22 protein-coding genes are annotated in these 21,555 nt (G+C 74.2%); 11 read left to right on the top strand and 11 right to left on the bottom strand.

The window, feature by feature from the left end; all coding sequences use genetic code 11:
* Nucleotides 1–20 precede the first annotated feature (20 nt).
* Both HT134_RS21630 and HT134_RS21635 read right to left on the bottom strand, forming a co-directional pair.
* Nucleotides 21–1,184, bottom strand: a complete 1,164-nt coding sequence (locus HT134_RS21630) for an ATP-dependent DNA ligase (protein ID WP_175602274.1) — start codon at nucleotides 1,182–1,184, stop codon at nucleotides 21–23.
* On the bottom strand, nucleotides 1,177–1,902 hold the full coding sequence (locus HT134_RS21635) for a pyrimidine reductase family protein (RefSeq protein ID WP_175602275.1): 726 nt from the start codon (nucleotides 1,900–1,902) through the stop codon (nucleotides 1,177–1,179). Before HT134_RS21635 ends, HT134_RS21630 begins: the two co-directional genes overlap by 8 nt.
* Before the next feature lie 142 nt (nucleotides 1,903–2,044).
* Here HT134_RS21635 and HT134_RS21640 point away from each other — a divergent pair, with 142 nt between their 5' ends.
* A complete protein-coding gene (locus tag HT134_RS21640; protein WP_175602276.1) occupies nucleotides 2,045–2,446 on the top strand; it encodes a hypothetical protein in 402 nt (133 codons plus the stop codon).
* Nucleotides 2,447–2,469: 23 nt separating this feature from the next.
* On the opposite strand, the gene glgX is transcribed toward HT134_RS21640, so the two are convergent.
* The gene (gene glgX / locus HT134_RS21645) at nucleotides 2,470–4,593 is read right to left on the bottom strand and encodes a glycogen debranching protein GlgX (RefSeq protein ID WP_175602277.1); all 2,124 of its coding nucleotides are present in this window, start codon (nucleotides 4,591–4,593) and stop codon (nucleotides 2,470–2,472) included.
* Between the two features lie 59 nt (nucleotides 4,594–4,652).
* Nucleotides 4,653–5,078: an OsmC family protein gene (locus HT134_RS21650; protein ID WP_175602278.1), complete on the bottom strand. Its 426-nt coding sequence runs from the start codon at nucleotides 5,076–5,078 to the stop codon at nucleotides 4,653–4,655.
* 184 nt (nucleotides 5,079–5,262) lie between these two features.
* Here HT134_RS21650 and HT134_RS21655 point away from each other — a divergent pair, with 184 nt between their 5' ends.
* Both HT134_RS21655 and HT134_RS21660 read left to right on the top strand, forming a co-directional pair.
* On the top strand, nucleotides 5,263–5,823 hold the full coding sequence (locus HT134_RS21655; protein ID WP_217708197.1) for a sigma-70 family RNA polymerase sigma factor: 561 nt from the start codon (nucleotides 5,263–5,265) through the stop codon (nucleotides 5,821–5,823).
* On the top strand, nucleotides 5,823–6,713 hold the full coding sequence (locus tag HT134_RS21660; RefSeq protein ID WP_175602280.1) for a maleylpyruvate isomerase family mycothiol-dependent enzyme: 891 nt from the start codon (nucleotides 5,823–5,825) through the stop codon (nucleotides 6,711–6,713). Before HT134_RS21655 ends, HT134_RS21660 begins: the two co-directional genes overlap by 1 nt.
* A gap of 116 nt (nucleotides 6,714–6,829) precedes the next feature.
* Here HT134_RS21660 and pgeF read toward each other — a convergent pair whose 3' ends face one another.
* Together pgeF and HT134_RS45785 are read right to left on the bottom strand one after the other, a co-directional pair.
* Nucleotides 6,830–7,537, bottom strand: coding sequence for a peptidoglycan editing factor PgeF (gene pgeF / locus HT134_RS21665; RefSeq protein ID WP_175602281.1), 708 nt, complete (start codon nucleotides 7,535–7,537; stop codon nucleotides 6,830–6,832).
* Nucleotides 7,538–7,579: 42 nt separating this feature from the next.
* Nucleotides 7,580–7,900 (bottom strand): hypothetical protein, encoded by a 321-nt coding sequence (locus HT134_RS45785; protein WP_246365033.1) that lies wholly within the window; start codon nucleotides 7,898–7,900, stop codon nucleotides 7,580–7,582.
* On the opposite strand from HT134_RS45785, the gene HT134_RS21675 reads away from it, so the two are divergent.
* The 3 genes from HT134_RS21675 to HT134_RS21685 are packed head-to-tail and all read left to right on the top strand — an operon-like array spanning nucleotide 7,785 to nucleotide 10,590.
* Complete coding sequence (locus HT134_RS21675; RefSeq protein ID WP_175602283.1) at nucleotides 7,785–8,147, top strand: hypothetical protein; 363 nt, start codon at nucleotides 7,785–7,787, stop codon at nucleotides 8,145–8,147. The genes HT134_RS45785 and HT134_RS21675 overlap by 116 nt on opposite strands.
* 49 nt (nucleotides 8,148–8,196) lie before the next feature.
* Complete coding sequence (locus HT134_RS21680; RefSeq protein ID WP_312888309.1) at nucleotides 8,197–9,636, top strand: aldehyde dehydrogenase family protein; 1,440 nt, start codon at nucleotides 8,197–8,199, stop codon at nucleotides 9,634–9,636.
* An 18-nt stretch (nucleotides 9,637–9,654) separates the two neighbouring features.
* On the top strand, nucleotides 9,655–10,590 hold the full coding sequence (locus tag HT134_RS21685; RefSeq protein WP_175602285.1) for a tetratricopeptide repeat protein: 936 nt from the start codon (nucleotides 9,655–9,657) through the stop codon (nucleotides 10,588–10,590).
* 238 nt (nucleotides 10,591–10,828) lie between these two features.
* Here the strand turns inward: HT134_RS21685 and ligD are convergent, their stop codons facing one another.
* Entirely contained in the window at nucleotides 10,829–11,833 is a 1,005-nt protein-coding gene (gene ligD, locus HT134_RS21690; protein WP_175602286.1) for a non-homologous end-joining DNA ligase, read from the bottom strand.
* Nucleotides 11,834–12,179: 346 nt separating this feature from the next.
* Between ligD and msrB the strand changes: the two genes are divergently transcribed.
* Nucleotides 12,180–12,581: a peptide-methionine (R)-S-oxide reductase MsrB gene (msrB, locus tag HT134_RS21695; RefSeq protein ID WP_175602287.1), complete on the top strand. Its 402-nt coding sequence runs from the start codon at nucleotides 12,180–12,182 to the stop codon at nucleotides 12,579–12,581.
* A gap of 206 nt (nucleotides 12,582–12,787) precedes the next feature.
* Here the strand turns inward: msrB and HT134_RS21700 are convergent, their stop codons facing one another.
* Nucleotides 12,788–13,744, bottom strand: coding sequence for a hypothetical protein (locus HT134_RS21700; RefSeq protein WP_175602288.1), 957 nt, complete (start codon nucleotides 13,742–13,744; stop codon nucleotides 12,788–12,790).
* 141 nt (nucleotides 13,745–13,885) lie between these two features.
* Here HT134_RS21700 and HT134_RS21705 point away from each other — a divergent pair, with 141 nt between their 5' ends.
* Nucleotides 13,886–14,092: a hypothetical protein gene (locus HT134_RS21705; RefSeq protein WP_175602289.1), complete on the top strand. Its 207-nt coding sequence runs from the start codon at nucleotides 13,886–13,888 to the stop codon at nucleotides 14,090–14,092.
* Between the two features lie 586 nt (nucleotides 14,093–14,678).
* Here the strand turns inward: HT134_RS21705 and hemQ are convergent.
* Both hemQ and hemG read right to left on the bottom strand, forming a co-directional pair.
* Complete coding sequence (hemQ, locus tag HT134_RS21710) at nucleotides 14,679–15,380, bottom strand: hydrogen peroxide-dependent heme synthase (RefSeq protein WP_175602290.1); 702 nt, start codon at nucleotides 15,378–15,380, stop codon at nucleotides 14,679–14,681.
* Between the two features lie 4 nt (nucleotides 15,381–15,384).
* Nucleotides 15,385–16,791, bottom strand: a complete 1,407-nt coding sequence (hemG, locus tag HT134_RS21715) for a protoporphyrinogen oxidase (RefSeq protein ID WP_175602291.1) — start codon at nucleotides 16,789–16,791, stop codon at nucleotides 15,385–15,387.
* 183 nt (nucleotides 16,792–16,974) lie between these two features.
* On the opposite strand from hemG, the gene HT134_RS21720 reads away from it, so the two are divergent.
* Nucleotides 16,975–18,030 carry a DUF4349 domain-containing protein gene (locus HT134_RS21720; RefSeq protein ID WP_175602292.1) on the top strand — a complete coding sequence of 352 codons (1,056 nt, stop codon included), beginning with the start codon at nucleotides 16,975–16,977 and terminating at the stop codon, nucleotides 18,028–18,030.
* Nucleotides 18,031–18,037: 7 nt separating this feature from the next.
* On the opposite strand, the gene hemE is transcribed toward HT134_RS21720, so the two are convergent.
* On the bottom strand, nucleotides 18,038–19,060 hold the full coding sequence (gene hemE / locus HT134_RS21725) for a uroporphyrinogen decarboxylase (protein ID WP_312888311.1): 1,023 nt from the start codon (nucleotides 19,058–19,060) through the stop codon (nucleotides 18,038–18,040).
* Between the two features lie 523 nt (nucleotides 19,061–19,583).
* On the opposite strand from hemE, the gene HT134_RS21730 reads away from it, so the two are divergent.
* Together HT134_RS21730 and HT134_RS21735 are read left to right on the top strand one after the other, a co-directional pair.
* Complete coding sequence (locus HT134_RS21730) at nucleotides 19,584–20,180, top strand: DUF3000 domain-containing protein (protein WP_175602294.1); 597 nt, start codon at nucleotides 19,584–19,586, stop codon at nucleotides 20,178–20,180.
* A gap of 45 nt (nucleotides 20,181–20,225) precedes the next feature.
* Nucleotides 20,226–21,491, top strand: coding sequence for a ribonuclease D (locus tag HT134_RS21735; RefSeq protein WP_175602295.1), 1,266 nt, complete (start codon nucleotides 20,226–20,228; stop codon nucleotides 21,489–21,491).
* The last annotated feature ends 64 nt before the right edge of the window (nucleotides 21,492–21,555 follow it).

A 21,555-nucleotide genomic window follows, 5' to 3' on the forward strand; every position in this document is an offset into this window, starting at 1 on the left:
CAGCAAGGCACAGCCGCGACTCAGCGGGCCAGGATGTCGTCCAGGTTGTACGAGACCGGCCGCTCCAGCTGCTCGTACGTGCACGACTCGGGCGTGCGGTCGGGCCGGGCGCGGCGCCAGTGGGCGGTGTGCCGGAACCGGTCGCCCTCCATCTGGTCGTAGGCCACCTCGATGACCAGCTCGGGCCGCAGCGGGATGAACGACAGGTCCTTCTTCGCGCTCCACCGCGAGATCGCGCCGGGGACCCGCTGCCCGCCCGTGGCCGGCCCGGCCGCCGGCTGGCCGACGGTGGCCGCCGCCTGCTCGGCCCAGTGCCCCCACGGGTGCTCGCCGAGGTCGGCGACGTACGGCTTGAGCTCCTCCACCAGCTCGGCCCGGCGCGCCATCGGGAACGAGGCGGCCACGCCCACGTGGTGCAGCCGCCCGTCGGGCCCGTACAGGCCGAGCAGCAGCGAGCCGACGATCGGCCCGGTCTTGTGCTCGCGGTAGCCGGCCACCACGACGTCGGCCGTGCGCTCGTGCTTGACCTTGAACATGGTGCGCTTGTCGGGGACGTAGGGCTGGTCGCCGGGCTTGACGATGATGCCGTCGAGCCCCGCCCCCTCGAACATCTCGAACCACTCCCCCGCCTGCCCGTCGTCGCGCGTGACCGGCGTGAGCCGCACCGAGTGGCCGGCCCGGCCGAAGATTGCCTCCAGGCGGGCGCGGCGCTCGGCGAAGGGCAGGTCGAGGTACGACTCGTCGCCGAGCGCCAGCAGGTCGAAGGCGACGAACGAGGCGGGCGTCTGCTCGGCCAGCATCCTGACCCGCGAGGCGGCCGGGTGGATGCGCTGCTGGAGCGCGTCGAAGTCGAGCTGGGAGCCGCGCGGCAGCACGATCTCGCCGTCGACCACGACGCGTTCGGGCAGCTCGGCCTTGACCGCCTCGACCAGCTCCGGGAAGTAGCGGGTGAACGGCCGCTCGTTGCGGCTGCCGAGGTAGACCTCGTCGCCGTCGCGGAAGACGATGCAGCGGAAGCCGTCCCACTTGGGCTCGTAGAACAGGGTGCCGTCCTGCTTGGGCATGGCCTTGACGGGCTTGGCCAGCATGGGCGCCACGGGCGGCCGGACCGGCAGGTCGGGCACCGGCTCCGGCTCGGCCTCGGGCCCGGGGGCGGCGGCCGGGAGGTCGGTGGGGTCAGTCATGGTTCGGCTCCCTCGTGTACCGGCAGAACAGCACGCCGTCTTCCTCCAGGACCTGGCCGAGGCGGAGGCCGACGAGCGCCGCCTCGCCGTTCAGGATGCGCGCCGCGCCCCCGCCGAGCAGCAGCGGGCTGATCGTCAGGCACAGCTCGTCGAGCAGCCCGGCCGCGGCGAGCTGGGCGTTGAGCCGCGGCCCGCCCTCGCACAGCACCCGGGTCAGCCCCCGCTCGTGCAGCTCGCGCACGGCCGTCTCCATGTCCACCGTCTCCTCGCCCGCGACGACGACGTCGGCGACGGACTTGGCCGCGGCGAGGCGGTCGGCCGGCGCGGAGGCGCAGGTGACGACGATCGTGCGGGAGAGCGCCTCGGTGAACAGCGGGCCGTCGAGGTCGAGGTCGAGGCTGCGGCTGACGACGGCGACGGGCGGCGTCTCGGGCCGCCCCTCGCGCAGCGGCCGCCACGACTCGCGCGGCCGGGCGGGGCCGTAGCCCTCGGCGCGCACGGTGGCGGCACCGGCGACGACGACGTCGGCGAGCCCCCGCAGCACGCCGAAGATCCGCCGGTCGCCCTTGCTCGACAGCCCGCCCGACAGCCCGTTCATCCAGGAGGCGCCGTCGGCGCTGGCGACCATGTTGACGCGCAGCCACGGCCGGCCGGGCGGATAGGCGTAGGCCAGCTCGATGGGTGGATCGTCCTGTATGTCCGGGTAGATGCGACGCACTCCTCTACCTTGGCACACGCCTCCGACAACCAGCCGCGACGGCGGCCTTTGCCCGAGACATCGCACTTTGGCGTAACGAATGGCATACGTGGAGTAATGCGCCTAACGTGTCGTCTGGGGTCGGGGACCGAAGGAGGCCCGGGTGGGGCTCGCCACTGCCGTGACATGGATCTGCACCGCGATCGCCGGGGCGTACCTGCTGTACGTGTGGCTGTCGGGCGGCGGCCTGCGGCAGCAGGCCACCAAGGTCACCCGCTTCCCGGCCGCGCTGGTCTTCTCCCATCCGACGCTGGCCGCCGGGGCGCTGGCCTGCTGGCTCGGGTACCTGCTGACCGGGTCCGCGGCGCTCGCGTGGACCGCCTTCGGGGTGCTGGCGCTGGCCGCCCTGCTGGGCTTCGTCATGTTCACCCGCTGGCTCGGCGGCGGGCGGCACGCCAGGGGCGCCGAGCGCCGCTTCCCCGTGCTGGCCGTGGCGCTGCACGGCCTCGGCGGGGTCGTCACGTTCGCGCTGGCGCTGGTCACCGCGGCCCTGACGGGCCACTGACCGCCCGGCCGCGGGCGGCCGGCTCAGGAGCCCTGCGGCTGGCGCAGCACCTGGATGGAGCGCGAGGTCACGGCCACCAGCGAGCCCGGCTGCCGGGCCTCGTCCGGGAACGGCTCGTCCTGGCGCGGCTCGTAGCTGGTGTCGAGCACCGGCAGCCAGGTCGCGCCGTACTCCTCGCCCGGCAGCTTGAACGTCATGTCCTCGTGATGGGCGTTGACGAGCAGCAGGAACGAGTCGTCCACGATGCGCTCGCCGCGCGGGCCCGGCTCGGTGATGCCCTCGCCGTTGAGGTAGACCGTCAGCGACTTGGCGTAGCCGGTGTGCCAGTCGCCGGCCGTCATCTCCCGCCCGGCCGGCGTGAGCCACACCAGGTCGCGCCGGCCGTCCTCGGAGTCACGGCCGTGGAAGAAGCGGCGGCGCTGGAAGACCGGGTGGTCGCGCCGCAGCCGCGACAGCATCCGGACGAACTCCAGCAGGTCGGTCTCGGTGTGCACCAGCGACCAGTCGATCCAGGCGATCTCGTTGTCCTGGCAGTAGGCGTTGTTGTTGCCGCGCTGGGTGCGGCCGATCTCGTCGCCGTGCGACAGCATCGGCACGCCCTGCGACAGGAACAGCGTGGTCAGGAAGTTGCGGCGCTGCCGGTGGCGGAGCCGGACGATCTCGGGGTCCTCGACCGGCCCTTCGGCGCCGCAGTTCCAGGAGCGGTTGTCGTCGGTGCCGTCGCGGTTGTCCTCGCCGTTGTCGAGGTTGTGCTTGCGGTCGTAGGAGACCAGGTCGGCGAGGGTGAACCCGTCGTGGCAGGTGACGAAGTTGATGGAGGCCACCGGCCGGCGCCCGGAGGTGGCGTACAGGTCGGCCGAGCCGGTCAGCCGCGAGGCGAACTCGGGCAGCGCCGAGTTCGTGCCCCGCCAGAAGTCGCGCACGATGTCGCGGTACTTGCCGTTCCACTCGGTCCACAGCGGCGGGAAGTTGCCCACCTGGTAGCCGCCGGGCCCGACGTCCCACGGCTCGGCGATGAGCTTGACCTGCGAGATCACCGGGTCCTGCTGGATGAGGTCGAAGAACGCGCTCAGCCGGTCGACGTCGTGCAGCTCGCGGGCCAGCGCGGAGGCCAGGTCGAAGCGGAAGCCGTCGACGTGCATCTCCAGCACCCAGTAGCGCAGGGAGTCCATGATGAGCTGGAGGGCGTGCGGCGAGCGGACGTTGAGGGAGTTGCCGCAGCCGGTGTAGTCGAGGTAGTAGCGGCGGTCGCCGTCGTGCAGCCGGTAGTAGGCCGAGTTGTCGATGCCGCGGAAGCCGAGCGTCGGGCCCATGTGGTCGCCCTCGGCGGTGTGGTTGTAGACCACGTCGAGGATCACCTCGATGCCCGCCTCGTGCAGCGCCCGCACCATGGCCTTGAACTCCAGCACCTGCTCGCCGCGCGTGCCGGCGCTGGAGTAGCGGCCGTGGGGCGCGAGGTAGGCCGCCGTGTTGTAGCCCCAGTAGTTGGTCAGCCCGCGGGCCACCAGGAAGTGCTCGGGCATGAAGTGGTGGACCGGCATCAGCTCGACCGCCGTCACGCCGAGCGACAGCAGGTGGTCGATGATCGCCGGGTGCGCCACGCCCGCGTAGGTGCCGCGCAGCGGCTCCGGCACCGCCGGGTGCCGCATGGTCAGGCCGCGCACGTGCGCCTCGTAGATCACCGTCTGGTGGTACGGGATGCGCGGCGGCCGGTCGTTGCCCCACTCGAAGAACGGGTTGACCACCACGTTCTTCGGCATGAAGGGGGCGCTGTCGGTCAGGTTGAGCCGGGCCGGGTCGGTGAACTCGTAGGAGAACAGCGCCTCGTTCCAGGTCAGGTCGCCGTCGATGGCCTTGGCGTAGGGGTCGAGCAGCAGTTTGGCCGGATTGCAGCGGTGGCCGCGGGACGGCTCGTAGGGCCCGTGGACGCGGTAGCCGTAGCGCTGTCCCGGCATGATCCCCGGAAGGTGGCCATGCCAGACGAACCCGTCGACCTCCGGCAGGTCGACGCGTTCCTCGGACCCGTCATCGTGGAAGAGGCACAGCTCTACCCGCTCGGCCACCTCGGAGAACACCGAGAATCCGGTGCCCACGCCATTCCAGGTAGCGCCGAGTGGGTACGGCTCGCCCGGCCAGACATCTCGCATGTGACTCGATTGTCGCACGCGACCGCGATCACGCCAGAGCGATCGCGATCACGTTCTCGCTAGACGAGCTGGGCGTTCAGGGTGATCGTCGTGCCCGCGAGGGCCTTGCTCACCGGGCAGTTGGCCTTGGCCGTCTCGGCGGCCTCCTGGAACTGCTCGGCCGTGATGCCGGGCACCTGGCCCTGCACGGTGAGGACGATGCCGGTGATGCCCTCGCCCGGCTGGAAGGTCACGTCGGCGCTGGTGCGCAGCGACTCGGGCGGCGTGCCGGCGCCGGCCAGACCGTGGGAGAGCGCCATCGAGAAGCAGGAGGAGTGGGCCGCGGCGATGAGCTCCTCAGGGGAGGTCTTGCCGTTGGCCGCCTCGGCGCGCGAGGGCCAGGAGACCTCGAACGTGCCGACGCCGGACGTGTCGAGCGACACGGTGCCCGAGCCGTCGAGCAGGGCGCCCTTCCACTGCGTGGTGGCGGTGCGGGTGGTTGCCATGACGGTTCCTCCCTCTCGTTGGTGGACTTACGACCCTACCGTGAGCTCGTCCCTCCCCTGGCCGGAGCCGGGGCACCGGGTCCGGCCGGGTTCGTCCGGCTCACGTTCCGCGGCGAATGATGGCATGCTCGGGTCGCGGCGCACCGGCCGCCTCAGTCCGGATCATCGGGAGATCGTCGGGAGCGTGGTGCCAGTGGAGGCGCCGGACGACGACCGCCTGCTGCACCAGCGGGTGGTCGGCGGCGACGAGGCCGCACTCGGAGAGGTCTACGACCGCCTCTCCGCGCTGATCTTCGGTCTGTCGCTGCGCGTCACCAGGGACCGGGTGATCGCCGAGGACATCACGCAGGAGGTGTTCCTGATCTTCTGGGAGCGTCCCCTCGCCTACGACCCCGGCCGGGGCACGCTGCGGGCGTGGCTGGCCACGATCGCCCACCGCCGCGCGGTCGACCACGTGCGGGCCGAGGAGCGCCGCCGGGTCTCCACGCTGGGCCCCCGGCTGGTCGAGCCGCCGCCCCCGCGGCTGGAGGAGACGGTGCTCGCCGCCGACGAGGCCGAACGGGTGCGGCGGGCGGTCACGGCGCTGCCCGACGGCCTGAGACAGGCGGTGGAGCTGGCCTACTACGGTGGCCGGACCTACCGGCAGGTGGCCGAGGAGCTGGGCGTGCCGGAGGGCACGGCCAAGTCACGGATCCGGCTGGCGCTGCGGCGCCTGGCCGACGCCCTGGCAGAGGAGGAGGTGTGATGGAGCCGGTGGACCGTCTCTACCTGGACGCGCTGGCGGCGGACGCCGAGGTGCCGGCCGGCTCGCTGCGGCCGCAGCTGCTCGCCGGCGCCCGCGCCCGGCGCCGCCCGGCCGCCCCCACCGCCGCCTGGGCCCGGCCGTACGCGGGGCGGGTGGCGGCCATGGATGCCCTGCTCGCCTCGGCCGGCGACGACGACTGGTCGCGCGTCGTGGTGGAGGGCTGGAACCTGCAGGAGCTCGTCGCCCATCTCGCCGCCAAGGACGGGCTGCTCGCCGCCGCGGTGGGCGCCCCGGTCCTCGGGCCGCCGATCACGGCCTCCGACGCGCTGGGCCGTACGGCCGACGTGCAGGCGCACGAGCGGGCCCGCAGCCCGGAGCAGACGCGGCGCGACTGGCGCGCCCAGGCCGACGCGCTGTGCCGGCATCTCGCCGCGCTCGCGCCCGAGGCGCCGGCGACGCTCGACGGCATGGAGACGGCGGTGCGCGACCACGCGCTGGCCCGGGCCCTGGAGACGTGGATCCACGCCGACGACGCCGCCCGGGCGGCCGGGGTGCGGCTGCCGCACCCGGTGCCGGAGCACATCCACCCGACGGCTGACCTGTGCGCGCGGCTGCTGCCGTGGACGATGCTGCTGTCGGGGCTCGACGGCGCCGGCCGGGCGCTGCACCTCACGCTGACGGGGCCCGGCGGCGGCGAGTGGCACGTTCCCCTCGGCGTCGCCGACACCGGGGCGCGGGAGCCGCAGGCGCGGATCACGGCGGACGTGGTGGAGTTCTGCTTCCTGCTGGGCGGCCGGGGCGAGCCGGAGTCGTTCGCGGCGGAGCTGGAGGGCGACCTGGGGCTGGCGCGCGACGTCCTGCGCGCCGCTCCCGCCCTGTCGGGCCCCTGAGGCGTACCCGCGCTGCCGCGCCTGAGACGCCCGGGCGGCCGGGCTCGCGGACGGCCAGGCTCGCGGACGGCCAGGCTCGCGAGTGGCCGGGCTCGTGGGCGGCCGGTCGGGTATGGCTAGGCCAGCCAGATGAGGCCGGCGAAGCGGCCGCCGGGCTGCTCGCGGCGGTGGGAGTAGAGCTCCCGCGACTCGATCGTGCAGCGCGCGTCGTGGCGCACGTCCGTCACGCCCGCGGCGCGCAGCTGCGCCTCGATGCCGGCGCGCAGGTCGAGCGCCGGGGTGTCCCAGGAGGTCGTGGACCAGGTGGCGGGCACCCGGGAGGCGACGCGCTCGCGCAGCTCGGCCGGCACCTCGTAGCAACGGCCGCACGCGCCGGGCCCGACGATCGCCGTCATCCGCCCGGGCGTCGCGCCCTTGGCGCTCATGGCCTCCACGAGCGCCGTGGCCACGCCCGCCTCGGTGCCGGGGCGGCCGGAGTGGGCGGCCCCCACCATCCGCGCCTCGGGGTCGCCCACCAGCACGGCCGGGCAGTCGGCGCCGAGGGCGGCCAGGGCGAGGCGGGGCTCGGTGGTGAAGACGCCGTCCAGCGGGGGCGGGTCGTCGCCGAAGGGCTCGCTCACGTACGCGACGTCGGCGCTGTGGACCTGGCGCATGAACACCACGGCCCGCACGCCCAGCTCGGCGGCCACGCCCGCGCGGTTGGCGCGCACGGCCTCGGGGTCGTCGCCGACCATGCCGCCGAGGTTGCGCGACGCGTACGGCGGCGCGCTCACGCCCCCGTGGCGGTCGGTGAACGCGACGTGGACCCCCGGCGCCAGCTCCATGCCCTTGATCCTAGTGCGGTCCCGGCGCGCCGGGCGGCGGGGTCAGGCGACCCGGGTCAGGGCGTGCAGAAGGTGGCGGACGGCGGGCGGGGGCGTGCCCGGGAGGACGGCCAGCGAGGTGGTCACCGAGGCCCCGGCGAGCGGCCGGACCGCCACCCGGGGGACGTCCGGCAGGCCGGCCACCTCGTAGAAGACCGTCCAGGAGGGGTCGGCGACGCCGATGTCGGTCAGGGTCTCCTGCAACGTCGTGAAGGGCGGACCGGGCGGCGGGGCGATCCCGGCCGCCCGGCAGGCGTCGGCGATCAGGTGGTGGAAGGGCGGGTTGTCCTCGCGGGGTGACAGCCGGAGGGGGAGGTCGGCCAGGTCGTGGAGCCCGATCTCGGCGCGACCCGCCGCCGGGTGCCGGTCGGGCAGGGGCAGGCGCCGGGGGCGGACCGACCTGCTGGCCGTGCTGACACCGGGCGTCGACCGGCTCGGCTACTTCCGGCGGCTCGGGCGGGTCCAGCACGGCCTGGAGCCCTTCGACGGCCTGCTGCCGGTCCAGGAGCGCTACGACGTCCACTTCGTGCAGGCCGCCGGCTGGCCGCCGTCCACGGGGACGGCCCGCTGACGGCCGCTCCCGCTGGCACCCGTACTCAAGCAAGCATATGCTTGGTCAGGTGAACGACTATCGCAACCTCATCGGCGGCCGGCTGGTCCCCGCGGCCGACGGCAGGACCATGGACTCCGTCAACCCCGCCACCGGGGAGGTGTGGGCCCGCGTCCCCGCGAGCGGCCCCCGGGACGCCGAGGCGGCCGTGGAGGCGGCGGGCCAGGCGTTCCCCCGCTGGGCGGCCCTGCCCGCCCTGGCCCGCGCGCACGTCCTGCGCCGCGTGGGCGCCGTCTTCACCGAGCACGCCGAGGAGCTGGCCCGTCTGGAGACCCGCGACAACGGCCGGATCCTGCGCGACACCCTCACCAGGGACCTGCCCGGCATGGCGCACCTGTGGCAGCTCGCCGCGGGCCAGTGCCTGGACGCCGTCCGGGGCGACACCGTCATCCTGGGCCCCGACACGCTCGGGATGACCCGGCGCGAGCCGTACGGCGTGGCGCTGTGCGTCATCCCGTGGAACTCCCCGATCTCCACGTTCTCCGCCAAGGCCGCCTACGCCCTGGCGGCGGGCAACACCGTGATCGTCAAGCCGGCCGAGCAGGCGAGCGTGTCGGTGCTGCGGCTGGGCGAGCTGCTGGCCGAGGTGCTCCCGCCCGGCGTGCTCAACATCGTCAGCGGCGTGGGCGAGGAGGTCGGCGACGCCCTCGTACGGCACCGCGGCGTGCACAAGATCAGCCTGACCGGCTCCACGGCCACCGCCCAGGTCATCACCCGCGCCTCGGCCGACGCGCTCAAGCCGATGACGTTCGAGCTGGGCGGCAAGTCCCCGAACATCGTCTTCCCCGACGCCGACCTCGACGCCGCCACCCAGGGCCTGACCGTGAACTCCGTCTACACCGGCAACGCGGGACAGGTCTGCGTGGCCGGCTCCCGGATGCTGATCCACCGCTCGATCTGGGACGAGATGCTGGAGCGGATGGAGCGCGTCGCGTCCGGCCTGGTCCTCGACGACCCGCTCGACCTGGACACCACGATGGGGCCGATCGTCTCGCGCGGCCAGTACGAGCGGGTCACCTCGTACCTGGACCTGGCCGAGAAGGAGGGCGCCGAGCTGGTCTTCGGCGGCAGGAGGGGCGCCGAGGTGGTGCCGCACCTGCCCGGCGGCTACTGGGTGTCGCCCACGCTCTACACGACCACGGACAACGGGCTGCGCGTCTGCCAGGAGGAGATCTTCGGCCCGGTCGCGGTGGCGATCCCGTTCGAGACGGAGGAGGAGGCGCTGCGCGTCGCCAACGACTCCCCGTACGGGCTGGCGGCCGGCGTCTGGACGCGTGACCTGGGACGGGCCCACCGGTTCGTCCGGGATCTGCGGACCGGGACCGTGTGGGTGAACACGTTCCGGCAGATGCCTCCGGGCCTGCCGTTCGGCGGCGTGAAGGACAGCGGGTACGGGCACGACGGTGTCCTGGAGTACACCCGGGAAAAGGCCGCCGTCATTCAGATGTAGTCAGATAGATTCCCGGCCATGAGCGAGGGGATCATCAGCGAGGAGATCGGCGGCGAGCCCACCGGGACGGGCGCCACGGCCCCGGGCTTACCGGCGCCCCCGGAGCTGTCGGAGGAGGCGGCGCGCTCGCGGGCGTCCGTGCTGCGCAGCCGGGCCGAGTCCTACATGGCGTTGTCGCGCCACGACGCGGCCATCGCGGACCTGACCGAGGCGATCGCCCTGGATCCGGACAGCGCCCGCGCGTGGCGGCTGCGGGGTGAGAGCCATCGGCTGGTCGAGCGGTTCGAGGCGGCCCTGTCCGACTTCGACGAGGCGCTGCGCCTGGAGCCGGACAGCGCCTACGCCCTGGGCTCGCGCGGCCAGGTGTACGCGGCGCTGGGCCGGCTGGAGGAGGCGCTGACCGACTTCGACCACGCGCTGACGCTGACGCCCGAGTCGTTCTGGGTGCTGGAGGGCAAGGCCGACGCCCTGGCCGACCTCGGCCGCATGGCCGACGCCCTGGACGTGCACGCCCGCATGATCGCGCTCAACCAGGACCAGGCGTACCCGTGGCTGGCCCGGGCCGAGCTGTACCAGCGCTTCCAGCTCTACGCCGAGGCCATCGACGACTACACTCGCGCGCTCCGGGCGGACCCCGGCTACGCGCGGGCGCTCAGCAGGCGCGGCGAGGCGTACCGCATGATCGACCGCTACGACGAGGCCCTGGCGGACCTGAACCGCGCGATCGAGCTGGACCCGGACAACGACCGGGCGCTGGGCAGCCGGGGCGCGGTGCTGAGCGAGCTGGGCGACGACGAGGCGGCCCTGCGCGACCTGGACCGGGCGATCGAGCTGGACCCCGAGTACGTCTGGGCGTTCCGGGTGCGCGGCGAGATCTTCCAGGACCTGGAGCGCCACGAGGAGGCGGTCGAGGACTTCACCCGGGCGCTGCGCCTGGAGTTCGGCGACTCCTGACCCTCCCGGGAGGAGATAACCCCACCGGTGGGGAGAAGTTTGTCCTTCTCGGTAGAAGGTCTCTCAACCCAGGCAAGCCTCCGTAATCCCGGACGCCGGGTTACCTTCCAGGCACGCGCCCGCACGCCCGGGCGCGACGGAAAGGCCGCACGGCCGGTGGAGCCCGAACGCCCCGGCGGACGGAGGGGGCCGGCCGTGCGGAACGGCGCTCGCCGCGCGGGCCGGGCGCCCGCCGCGGTCAGTCGCCGCCGGGACGCGCCTTGCTGGGCTGCACGCGCCGCGGCTCGCCGGGCATCTTCGGGTAGTTCGGCGGGTACGGCATGTCGCCCCGGCCGTCCTCGGCGTACCGCTCCAGGAGGGGCTCGATCGAGTACGCCCGGTCGTCGATGGCCGCGTGCACGTCGCCCAGCTTGGCGAAGCGGGCCGGCATGGTGCGCACGTCGAAGTCGGCCGGGTCGGCGTCCTCCAGCTCCTCCCAGGTCAGCGGCGCCGAGACGGTGGCGGCGGGCCGGGCCCGCACCGAGTAGGCGCTGACGACCGTGCGGTCGCGGGCGTTCTGGTTGAAGTCGATGAACACCCGCTCGCCCCGCTCCTCCTTCCACCACGCGGTGGTGACGAGGTCGGGGGCGCGCTCCTCGACCGCCCGCGCGAGCGCGATGCCCGCGTGCCGCACCTGCACGAAGTCCCAGCGCGGCTCGATGCGGACCGCGATGTGCACGCCGCGGTTGCCGGAGGTCTTCACGAACCCCGTCATGCCGAGGTCGGCGAGCACCTCGCGGGTCAGGTAGGCGGCCCGGCGCGCCGCGTCGAAGCCGAGCCCCGGTTGCGGGTCGAGGTCGACGCGCAGCTCGTCGGGGTGCTCCACGTCGGCGGCGCGCACCTGCCACGGGTGGAAGTCGACCGTGCCGAGGTTGGCGCAGTAGGCGACGGCGGCGACCTCGGTCACCCGCAGCGAGTCGGCCGTGCGCCCGCTGGGGAAGGTGACCGTCACGGTCCGCAGCCAGTCGGGGTGCTTCGGGGGCATCCGCTTCTGGTAGATCGCGTCGGTGTGGATGCCGTCGGGATGGCGCTTGAGGTTGGTCGGGCGGTCACGCAGCGCCCGCAGCACGCCGTCGCCGACGCTCACGTAGTACTCGACCAGCTCGCGCTTGGTGACCCCGATCTCCGGGAAGTACACCTTGTCGGGGTTGGTGACCTTGACGGTCCGCTCCCCCACCTGGAGCTCAATGTACGGCGATGCCATGCCACCGAACCTACCCCGGGCGACCGACAAAGCCCGCGAACCCTCAGGTGGGCGGGTCCGTCCCGGAGCCCGCCTCGGTGGCGGGACCGAGGGCTCGACGGGACGGACCTCAAGATCACCCGCGTGCGCGGCTCGTACGGGCGCTGGCGCGCCGCCCGGACAAGCGCGGACCGCACCGCGCGGCGCCAGCACGGGCGTGGGCTGTGCCGCTCGGGCGATCAGCGAGTGATCCCACCCTGAGCAGGAGGCGATGACACCCCCTTGCCTACAAAGACGCGAATACCCCCCAGAACGGATGCTTCCCCCAACGGAGATCTCTTTTTGCCGCATCTCGTACGCTGGACACATGGACAAGGTCGTCAAGAGCGAAGCCGAGTGGCGGGTCCAGCTCTCCCCCGAGGAGTTCCACGTCCTCCGGGAGGCCGGCACCGAGCGGCCGTTCACCGGGGAGTACGTCGACACCAAGACCGAGGGCGTGTACTCCTGCCGCGCGTGCGGCGCCGAGCTGTTCCGGTCGGACACCAAGTTCGAGTCGCACTGCGGCTGGCCGAGCTTCTTCGCGCCGTCGGACTCGGACGCCGTGCGGCTGATCGAGGACCGCAGCCTCGGCATGGTCCGCACCGAGGTGCGGTGCGCCCGGTGCGACTCGCATCTCGGCCACGTCTTCCACGGCGAGGGCTACCCCACGCCGACCGACGACCGCTACTGCATCAACTCCGTGTCGTTGCGGCTCCAGCCCAAGGATTGACCGGGCGGCGACGGCGCGTACCGCTCGCGCGGCACGGGTAGGAGCGCGTGGTGACCCTTGCGCATCTGCGTCACCGCTGGGTGACGGTCGAGGCCATCGGCCGGGTCGTCACGCAGCGCTGCCGGGTGTGCTGGAAGACCCGCGTCCGCGTCCGCTGACCCGGGCCGGCGCCCGCTGACCCGGACCGGCGTCCGGGATCGGCTGTTTCAGTTTGGGTCGGGGTGGGTGACGCGGCAGCTCGCGTCGCCGGGGCCCAGGATGTTGGCCAGCACCGGGTTGCCGTTCTCGCCGAACCTCGCCTGGACGAACACCACGGGGTGCGCCGCGCCCGTGCGGCGGAGGTATTCGAGGCCCCGGTAGCAGAGGGTCAGGGCGGTGGCGGAGTTGGCGGCCGACTCGGGCAGGTCCGTGTAGATGCGGAGATAGCCGCCGATGGTGCGGATGTCCGTCAGGTGGTGCGCCGCGTCGTCCCCGGAGCCCCATCGGGCGCGGAAGTACTCGGTCGCGCTCTGAGCGGTCGTCGCGGTGCCGCCCGGCTCGGCTGCCGCGGCGGCGCTGCGGGCCCCTCCGTCCGGGGGTGTGGCGGCGGACGGCCGGGTCGCCGGTGTCCTGGCGGCCGAGGGGGAGGCCGGACGGGGCGCCGAACGAGAGGTGGAGGTGGCCGCCGGGCGGGCGAGGGCGCCGGCCGCCGGGTCCGCCGGGTCCGCCGTGGAGCCGCCCGCCGGGTCCGCCCGGTCCGCCGTGGAGCCGGTCGCCGGGTCGGCGGCGGGCCGGTCGGATGCGCCATGCCCCCGCGGGGCCGCGGGAGGGGGCGCCATGTAGGCGGTCGAACGGGCCTCGGGTCGCGCGAGCCCGCCGTCGCCCGGCGTCGCGCCGTACGGGCCATAGCCGGGCGTCGCGTCGCGCGGACCGTAGCCCGGCGTGGCGCCATGCGGGCCGTAGCCGGGGGTCGCCCCGTGCGGGGCGTCGCCCGTCTCCGGGCTCAGGGCTCGGGCCGCGGTACGGCTCACGCCGGGCGCGGCCCCTCGGTCACCGTCGCCCCTGCCGCCCTCCCCGGCCGTGGCGAGGACGCCGTCGAGAGGCCCGCCGCCGAGCAGGGTCACCCCGCCCGCCAGCACCACCGAACCGGCCGACACCCACACCAGCCACGCCCTGCGCGCCACGCCCCGCCGCCCTCGCGCCCCGGCCGGCCGCGCGTGCCCGCCCTCACTCCCAACCCCACGCCCTGACCGGAGGCCGCCCTCACTCCCAGCCCCACGCCCTGACCGGAGCCCGCCCTCACTCGCGCGTCCGCCGTCTGCCGCGTGCGCGCCCTCACCGGCGCGCCACCGTGCCCACCCCGGCCTCTCGCGCCGCTGACCGCCGCGCTGACCGGCCCGACGGCTGACCCGCCGTGCGACACGGCGGGCGATCCGGCCAGTCGCACGCCTCTCATGACGCCCAGCCTGATCGTGCCGCCCGGCCTGGTCGCGTGGCGCGGCCTGGTCGTGTCGCCCAGCCTCGTCGTGTAGCCCGGCCTGGTCGCGTGGCCCGGCCTCGTCGTGCCCCCCAGCCCGGCCATGTCTCTCAGCCTGGTCGCGCCGTCTGGCCTGGTCGGGCGGCGCGGCCTGGTCGCGTGGCCCGGCCTCGTCGCGTCCCCCAGCCTGGTCGCGTGGCCCGGCCTCGTCGCGTCCCCCAGCCTGGTCGCGTGGCCCGGCCTCGTCGTGCCCCCCAGCCTGGCCATGTCGCCCATCCTGGTCATGTCGCCCGGTCTCGTCGAACGGGTGCCGGGACGGCACGGTCGCCGCGTCCCCCTCCGAGCCGGGCGCACCGCCCGCTCCGGGCCACCCCTCCCCCGCCGCGCCCGCTCCGCGCCCCCACCCCACGACGAGGCGGTCCCACGCCCTGGCCACCGCCTCATCGTCGCCGTACGGAAGGTCCTCGGGCAACAGCCCCGGCGGGAGCTCCTCCCACGGACCGTCACCGTACGGATGCCTTCCGTGCCTGCCCCAGCCCATGGTCAAGGCGCCCCCCTGGAACGTGACAACCCACCGTCAGCCCCGAGTCTGACAAAGCAGGTAGATCAATGCAGGGGGATCGCCAACTTCCCCTTGACCGTTACGGCAGCGCGGCGACCAGCTCGCTGATCGGCTTGCGGGCGCCGGTGTAGAACGGGATCTCCAGGCGGGTGTGCCGCCGGGCCTGGGCGGCGCGCAGCTCGCGCATGAGGTCGACGATGCGGTGCAGCTCGTCGGCCTCGAAGGCGAGCATCCACTCGTAGTCGTTGAGCGCGAAGCAGGCGACCGTGTTGGCCCGCACGTCGGGGTAGCCGCGGGCCATCTGCCCGTGCTCGGCCAGCATGGCCCGCCGCTCGGAGTCCTCCAGCAGGTACCACTCCAGGGAGCGGACGAACGGGTAGACGCTCACGTACGCCCGGGGCTGCTCCTCGGCGAGGAACGCGGGGATGTGCGACTTGTTGAACTCGGCCGGACGGTGCAGCGCCATGGCCGACCAGACCGGCTCGCTGTGGCGGCCGAGCTCGGTGCGGCGGAAGCGGGAGTAGACGTCCTGCAGGTCCTCGGGGGTGGGGGCGTGCCACCAGAACATGTAGTCGGCGTCGGCGCGGAACCCGGCCACGTCGTAGACGCCGCGGGTGACCACGTCCTTCAGCGCAGCCTGCTCCAGCAGTTCGCCGACCTCCGCGCCGATGCCCTCGCGGTCGGCGGGCAGGGGCCCGGACGCCTTGAAGACGGACCACATCGTGTAGCGGATCACCTGGTTGAGATCGCGGGCCTTGAGCCGCGGTGCGCCCTCTGTCATGCCCCTATTCTCCCCGCAGGGACAGGTGGTCCAGAATCCGGGCGGCGGCCGTGCGGGCCGTGGCCACGCAGGCCGGGACGCCGAGACCGTCGTAGGCGGCCCCGCACACCGCGAGCCCGGGCTGCACGGCGACGGCGGCGCGGACGCGGGCGACCCGGTCGAGGTGGCCCACGTTGTACTGGGGCAGGGAGCCGCCCCAGCGGGTGACCCGGGTGTCGAGGGGAAGCCCGCGCACGCCCATGACCTCGGCCATCTCGGCCATGGCGAGCGCGACCAGCTCGGTGTCGTCGCGCTGGAGCAGGTGCTCCTCGCCGACGCGGCCGATGGAGCAGCGCAGCAGCACGAGGCCGTCACCGGCCAGGTGGGGCCACTTGACGGAGCTGAACGTGACGGCCTTGACCGGCCTGCCCTCGACGGGCGGCACCAGGTAGCCGCTCCGGCCGGGCGGCTCGGGGAACGCCTCGGCGGCGTAGGCGAGCGTGACGATGGCCATGCTGGCGTACTCGATGCGCGACAGCTCGGCCGCCGCCTTGGGCACCTCGGTCTTGAGCAGGCGGGCGGCAGCGGTGGCGGGCGTGGCGACGATCACGGCGTCGGCCTCGACCACCTCGGGCCGCGGCACGGGGCCGGTCACCAGCCGCCAGCCCTCGGCGGTGCGGTGCAGCTCGCGCACGGTCACGCCGGTGCGGATCTCCGCCTCCGACGCCTTGGCGACCGCCTCGGGCAGGCTGCCGAGGCCGCCGCGCAGGGTGGCGAACACGGGCCCGCCGGCGCTGGGCGCCTCCTCGACGATCTGCCGGGCGGCGTTGAGCAGCGACCGCTCGGAACGGGCGGCGGCGGCCACCCGGGGCATGGTCGCCTCCAGCGACAGCCGGTCGGAGCGGCCCGCGTAGACGCCGCCGAGCAGCGGCTCGACGAGCCGGTCGAGCACCTCGCCGCCCATGCGGGCGCGGATGTAGGCGGCCACGGACACGTCGGTGCGGACGAGGGTGGGCGGCAGGATCTGGTCCATCGGCACCCGCAGCAGCCCGCCGGGCGAGACGATGCCGGACTTCGCCAGCTCGGTGAGGTCGGCGGGCACGCCCATGACCTGGGCCTTGGGCATGGTCCGCAGCGAGCCCCGGCTGAGCACGGCGGCCCGCGCCGAGCTGGGGCTGACCAGGTCGTCGCCGAGCCCCACCGCCTTGGCCAGCTCCGTGCCCTCGGGCCGCCGGGCCAGGACGGCCTCGGCTCCCGCGTCGACGCTGATCCCGGCGACCTCGGAGGCGTGCAGCTTGCCGCCGACGCGGGGGCCGCCTTCGAGGACCGTCACCCTGATGCGATCGCCGCCCGCCTGGCCAAGGTGCCAGGCCGCGGCCAGACCGGAGATCCCGCCGCCGACGACGACCACGTGCGCCCGATTCCGTTCCACGCCTCCAGACGGTACCGTCTCCGCGGTCCGCCCGGCCGCCCGGGGCGCGGACCGATGCGGCCGGGCGCCGCCGGCTCCGGCCCGGTCGCCGGCTCCTGGGGAGGTTCGTCGCCGACGCGAGCACGTGACCGTACCGTGACGGATCCGATCAAACCCCTCCCGGACGCGATCCGTCACAAGGGCATGAGGAGATTCCAGTACGGCACGGCGCTGTCGGCCGCGTGCGCGGCCCTGTTGCTGACCGGCCTGACGGGCTGTGGCGGCGGCGGGACGGCGAGCACGCAGTCCCTCCAGGCCCCGGCGGACGCCCCGGCCGTGGCCGCGGACGGCGCCGCGAAGTCGAGTGTCCGGGCCAAGGCCCTGGACGGGGCCCAGGAGGGGGCCCGCGACGAGGGCGGCCGGACGGCCGGCAAGAACATCGCCTCGGACGTCACAGTCACCGCCCAGGAGCGGCAGGTCGTCTACGTCGCCAGGATGACGGTGCGGGCCAAGGAGGTCACGGCCGCCGTCCAGAAGGCCAAGCAGATCGTCACCGGCGCGGGCGGCTACCTGGCGAAGGAGCAGACGAACGCGTCCGACGGCGGCGACGGCAGCGCCGAACTGGAGTTCAAGATCCCGCCGGCGCGGTACGCGGAGGTGCTGGCGAGCCTGGGCCGGGACCTCGGCAAGCAGCTCTCGCTCAACCAGGGCACCGAGGACGTCACCATGCAGGTGGCCGACGTCAACAGCCGCCTCAGGTCGGCCCAGCAGGCGCTGGACTCGCTGCGCACGCTGCTGAAGAAGGCGAACACGATCGGCCAGGTGCTGGAGGTGGAGCGGGAGATCGCGGCCCGCGAGGCGGACCTGGAGTCGCTGCAGGCGCAGCAGAAGGAGCTGGCGGCTCAGGTGAGCATGGCCACGCTCACGCTCGCCGTGGTCGGCCCGGTCACGGTGGTCGAGCCGCCGTCGGAGGACCCGCCGGGCTTCCTCGGCGGGCTGGCGACGGGCTGGCGGGCGCTGGTGTCGTTCGCGAAGGTGGCGCTCACCGTGCTGGGCGTGCTGCTGCCCTGGCTGCTGCTCGTGGCGCCGGTGGTCGCGCTGGTCGTCCTCCTGGCGCGCCGCGCCGGCCGCCGACGTGCCACCCCGCCCGCCCGGCCGGAAGGCGCCGCACCGTCCGCCCGGCCGGAGGACGCCGCCCCGTCCGCCCGGCCGGAGGACGCCGCACCGCCCGCGGGGCCCGAGGCGCCCGCGGAGTCGTGAGCGCCGGTCAGGACTCGTGGACCAGGTCGGTCAGCCGCTTGAGCTGGTCGGGGTCGGTGGAGGGCAGCACGCCGTGCCCGAGGTTGAACACGTGCCCCTCGGCCTGCCGCCCCTCCCGCAGCACCTCGCGGGCCTTGCGCTCGACCGCCTCCCACGGGGCGAGCAGGATCGCCGGGTCGAGGTTGCCCTGCAGCGCCTTGCCGGGCCCGACCCGGCGGGCCGCCTCGTCGAGCGGCACCCGCCAGTCGACGCCGACCACGTCGGCGCCCGCCTCGCCGAGCAGGCCGAGCAGCTCGCCGGTGCCGACGCCGAAGTGGATGCGGGGCACGCCGAGGTCGGCCAGGCCCTCGAAGATGCGGCGCGTGTAGGGCAGCACGTACTCGCGGTAGTCGGCGGGGGCGACGGCGCCCACCCAGGAGTCGAAGAGCTGGACGGCCGAGGCGCCCGCCTCGACCTGGAGGCGCAGGTGGGCGAGGACGATGCCGGCCAGGCGGTCCATCAGCGCGTGCCACAGGCGCGGCTCGCCGTACATCATGGCCTTGGTGTGGTCGTGGTGGCGGGACGGGCCGCCCTCGATGAGGTAGGAGCCGAGCGTGAACGGCGCGCCGGCGAAGCCGATGAGCGGCGTGCCGCCGAGCTCGCCGGTCAGCGCCCGGATCGCCTCGGTGACGTAGGGGACGTCGTCGGGCTCCAGCGGGCGCAGCGCGCCGAGGCCCGCCTCGTCGCGGATCGGCTGGGCGACGACCGGCCCGACGCCGGGCTTGATGTCGAGGTCGACGCCGATGGCCTTGAGCGGCACGACGATGTCGCTGTAGAAGACGGCCGCGTCGACGCCGTAGCGGCGGACCGGCTGCATGGTGATCTCGACGACGAGGTCGGGCGTGGCGCACGCCTGGAGCATCGGCACGCCCCCGCGGACCTTGTGGTATTCGGGCAGCGACCGGCCGGCCTGCCGCATGAACCACACCGGGGTGTGCGGGACGGGCTGGCGGCGGCAGGCGCGCAGGAACGCTGAGTCGGCGAGATTCACCCTCCAAGGGTGCCACGGCCTCGGGCCGGTCCCCGCATCGGCATGAGCTGTCGGAAAAGTATGCATTGAACACCCCAAATCATGATCGAATAGTCAGATGGAGGTTTACCGGCCGACCGGGCCCTGGCCGCTCACGCGGGTCGAACACACCCCATGGGCGACCAGAATGCCGGTCTTGACTGGACCAAATGTTCGCCAAGCGACCGCGCGGCACCGATTCAGCATCCACTTTCGGGACACGCCGAGCGCGTTGCGGGGAATTGTCGGTCAGGCGTGCCAACGTCGGAGCCACGATCCGAAGAAAGGCCCCGTTGCGATGACAGGTGCGATGACCGGCGCCGCCGCAGGCGCCGTCCCCAGTGCCGTCCCCCATGCCACGCCCCGGCCTGTGACCGGCGCCGCCGCCGGGTCGTGGCGCACCCCGTCCGCGTCCGCCCGCCAGCGGGTTGCGGCAGCGGGTTGAGCAGGCACGATGAGCACCCCCGTGGTCCCGTTCCCCCAGGCCCCGGCCTACGCTGCGACCATGACCTCGAGTGACCGGCCGCCGGCTCCCCCGGCGTTCAGGCGCGCGGCCGAGAGCCTGCGCCAGGTCGAGGTCAGGCCGGAGATCGAGCTGGAGGACCTGCCCGCGCCCCAGCGGCTGGCGCCCTGGTCCGCCGCCGTCGGCGCGTCGGTCTACCGCGACGACGACGAGCTGGCCGTGGGCCGGCTGATCCTGCTCTACGACCCCGACGGGCAGCGCGGCTGGGACGGCCCGTTCCGGCTGGTGGCCTACGTGCGCGCCGACATGGAGCCGGAGATCACCTCCGACCCGTTGCTCGGCCCGGTGGCGTGGAGCTGGCTGACCGAGGCCCTGGACGCCCATCACGCCGACTACTCGGCGGCCGGCGGTACGGTGACAAGAGCAGTGTCCGAGGGGTTCGGCAACAAGGCCGATGATCCGGTCACCACCGAGCTGGAGCTGCGGGCCTCCTGGTCCCCCACCCAGGAAGACCTCTCCGGCCACGTGGCCGCCTGGTGCGACCTCATGTGCGTGGCCGCGGGGATCCCGCCGCTCCCGCCCGATGTGGCGCCCCTCCCCCGCAGGCGCGAAGATCCGGAGAGTGACCGTACGAAGTGAGGGCACCAGTCGACACGTCATCCGCGTCATGAGAGCGGTGAACTCATGACAGAAGAAAGAACCGTGGACAGCGGCGGCCTCGCCACCGGCGCGGAGCGCCCGGTCGTGCCGCTGCTGGAGCCGCGCGAGGGCATACCGCCGGTCGTGTCGGACGCGTCCGCGCTGGCCGAGGTGGTCGCGGCGGTCGCGCGCGGCAGCGGGCCGGTGGCCGTCGACGCCGAGCGCGCCTCCGGCTACCGCTACGGCAACCGCGCCTACCTGGTGCAGCTGCGCCGGGCCGGGGCGGGCACCGCGCTGATCGACCCGATCGCCTGCCCCGACCTGTCGGGCCTGGACGAGGCCGTGGCGGACGCCGAGGTCGTGCTGCACGCCGCATCGCAGGACCTGCCGTGCCTGCTGGAGGTCGGGTTCCGGCCGCGGGCGCTGTTCGACACCGAGCTGGCCGGCCGGCTGCTCGGCTACGAGCGGGTGGGGCTCGGCACGATGGTGGAGATGGTGCTGGGGCTGCGGCTGGAGAAGGGCCACTCGGCCGCCGACTGGTCGACCAGGCCGCTGCCGGAGGACTGGCTGCGCTACGCCGCGCTCGACGTGGAGGTCCTCGTCGAGCTGCGTGACCGGTTGCACGCCGAGCTGGAGGAGGCGGGCAAGCTGGAGTGGGCGCGCGAGGAGTTCGCCGCCGTGCTGCGCACGCCGCCCGCCGTCCCACGTTCCGATCCGTGGCGGCGCACGTCCGGCATCCACAAGGTGCGCAACGTGCGCGCGCTGGCGATCGTGCGCGAGCTGTGGACGATGCGCGACCGGATCGCCCGCGAGAACGACCTGGCGCCCGGCCGGGTGCTGCCCGACTCGGCGATCGTGGCCGCCGCCCTCGACGTGCCGCGTACGAAGAAGGCGCTGACGGAGATCGCGCCGTTCACCGGCCGCAGCGCCCGCCGCTACATGAGCGAGTGGCTGAGCGCGGTCAGCCGGGCGCGGGCGCTGCCCGACGGGCAGCTCCCGCAGCCGAGCACGCCGGGCGACGGCCCGCCGCCGGCCAACCGCTGGCCCGACCGCGACCCGGCCGCCGCCAAGCGGCTGGCCGCGGCCCGCGCCGTGGTCGCCGCGCTGGCCGACGAGCACCGCATGCCGACGGAGAACCTCCTGCAGCCCGACGCGGTCCGCCGGCTCACCTGGGAGCCGCCGAAGCAGATCACCGAGGAGAGCGTGGCCGAGCGGCTGCGCGAGCTCGGCGCCCGCGAGTGGCAGCTCTCCCTCACCGCCCGGCCGCTGGCCCGGTCCCTGGCCCGGCTGGAGACCAAGGGCGAGCTCTAACACCGGGACAGCTCCAACACCGGCCGCCGACGGCACTTGACGCCTCCGGCGGCTCGGCCTTACC

It is taken from the genome of Nonomuraea rhodomycinica (genome assembly GCF_013363995.1).
Taxonomy (GTDB): Bacteria; Actinomycetota; Actinomycetes; order Streptosporangiales; family Streptosporangiaceae; genus Nonomuraea; species Nonomuraea rhodomycinica.

Coding starts and splice junctions, on each gene's coding strand:
- HT134_RS21630 (WP_175602274.1), bottom strand. CDS start 1,184: ATGACTGACCCCACCGACCTCCCGGCCGCCGCCCCCGGGCCCGAGGCC.
- glgX (WP_175602277.1), bottom strand. CDS start 4,593: ATGCGAGATGTCTGGCCGGGCGAGCCGTACCCACTCGGCGCTACCTGG.
- HT134_RS21650 (WP_175602278.1), bottom strand. CDS start 5,078: ATGGCAACCACCCGCACCGCCACCACGCAGTGGAAGGGCGCCCTGCTC.
- HT134_RS21660 (WP_175602280.1), top strand. CDS start 5,823: ATGGAGCCGGTGGACCGTCTCTACCTGGACGCGCTGGCGGCGGACGCC.
- pgeF (WP_175602281.1), bottom strand. CDS start 7,537: ATGGAGCTGGCGCCGGGGGTCCACGTCGCGTTCACCGACCGCCACGGG.
- HT134_RS21685 (WP_175602285.1), top strand. CDS start 9,655: ATGAGCGAGGGGATCATCAGCGAGGAGATCGGCGGCGAGCCCACCGGG.
- ligD (WP_175602286.1), bottom strand. CDS start 11,833: ATGGCATCGCCGTACATTGAGCTCCAGGTGGGGGAGCGGACCGTCAAG.
- msrB (WP_175602287.1), top strand. CDS start 12,180: ATGGACAAGGTCGTCAAGAGCGAAGCCGAGTGGCGGGTCCAGCTCTCC.
- hemQ (WP_175602290.1), bottom strand. CDS start 15,380: ATGACAGAGGGCGCACCGCGGCTCAAGGCCCGCGATCTCAACCAGGTG.
- HT134_RS21720 (WP_175602292.1), top strand. CDS start 16,975: ATGAGGAGATTCCAGTACGGCACGGCGCTGTCGGCCGCGTGCGCGGCC.
- HT134_RS21730 (WP_175602294.1), top strand. CDS start 19,584: ATGACCTCGAGTGACCGGCCGCCGGCTCCCCCGGCGTTCAGGCGCGCG.
- HT134_RS21735 (WP_175602295.1), top strand. CDS start 20,226: ATGACAGAAGAAAGAACCGTGGACAGCGGCGGCCTCGCCACCGGCGCG.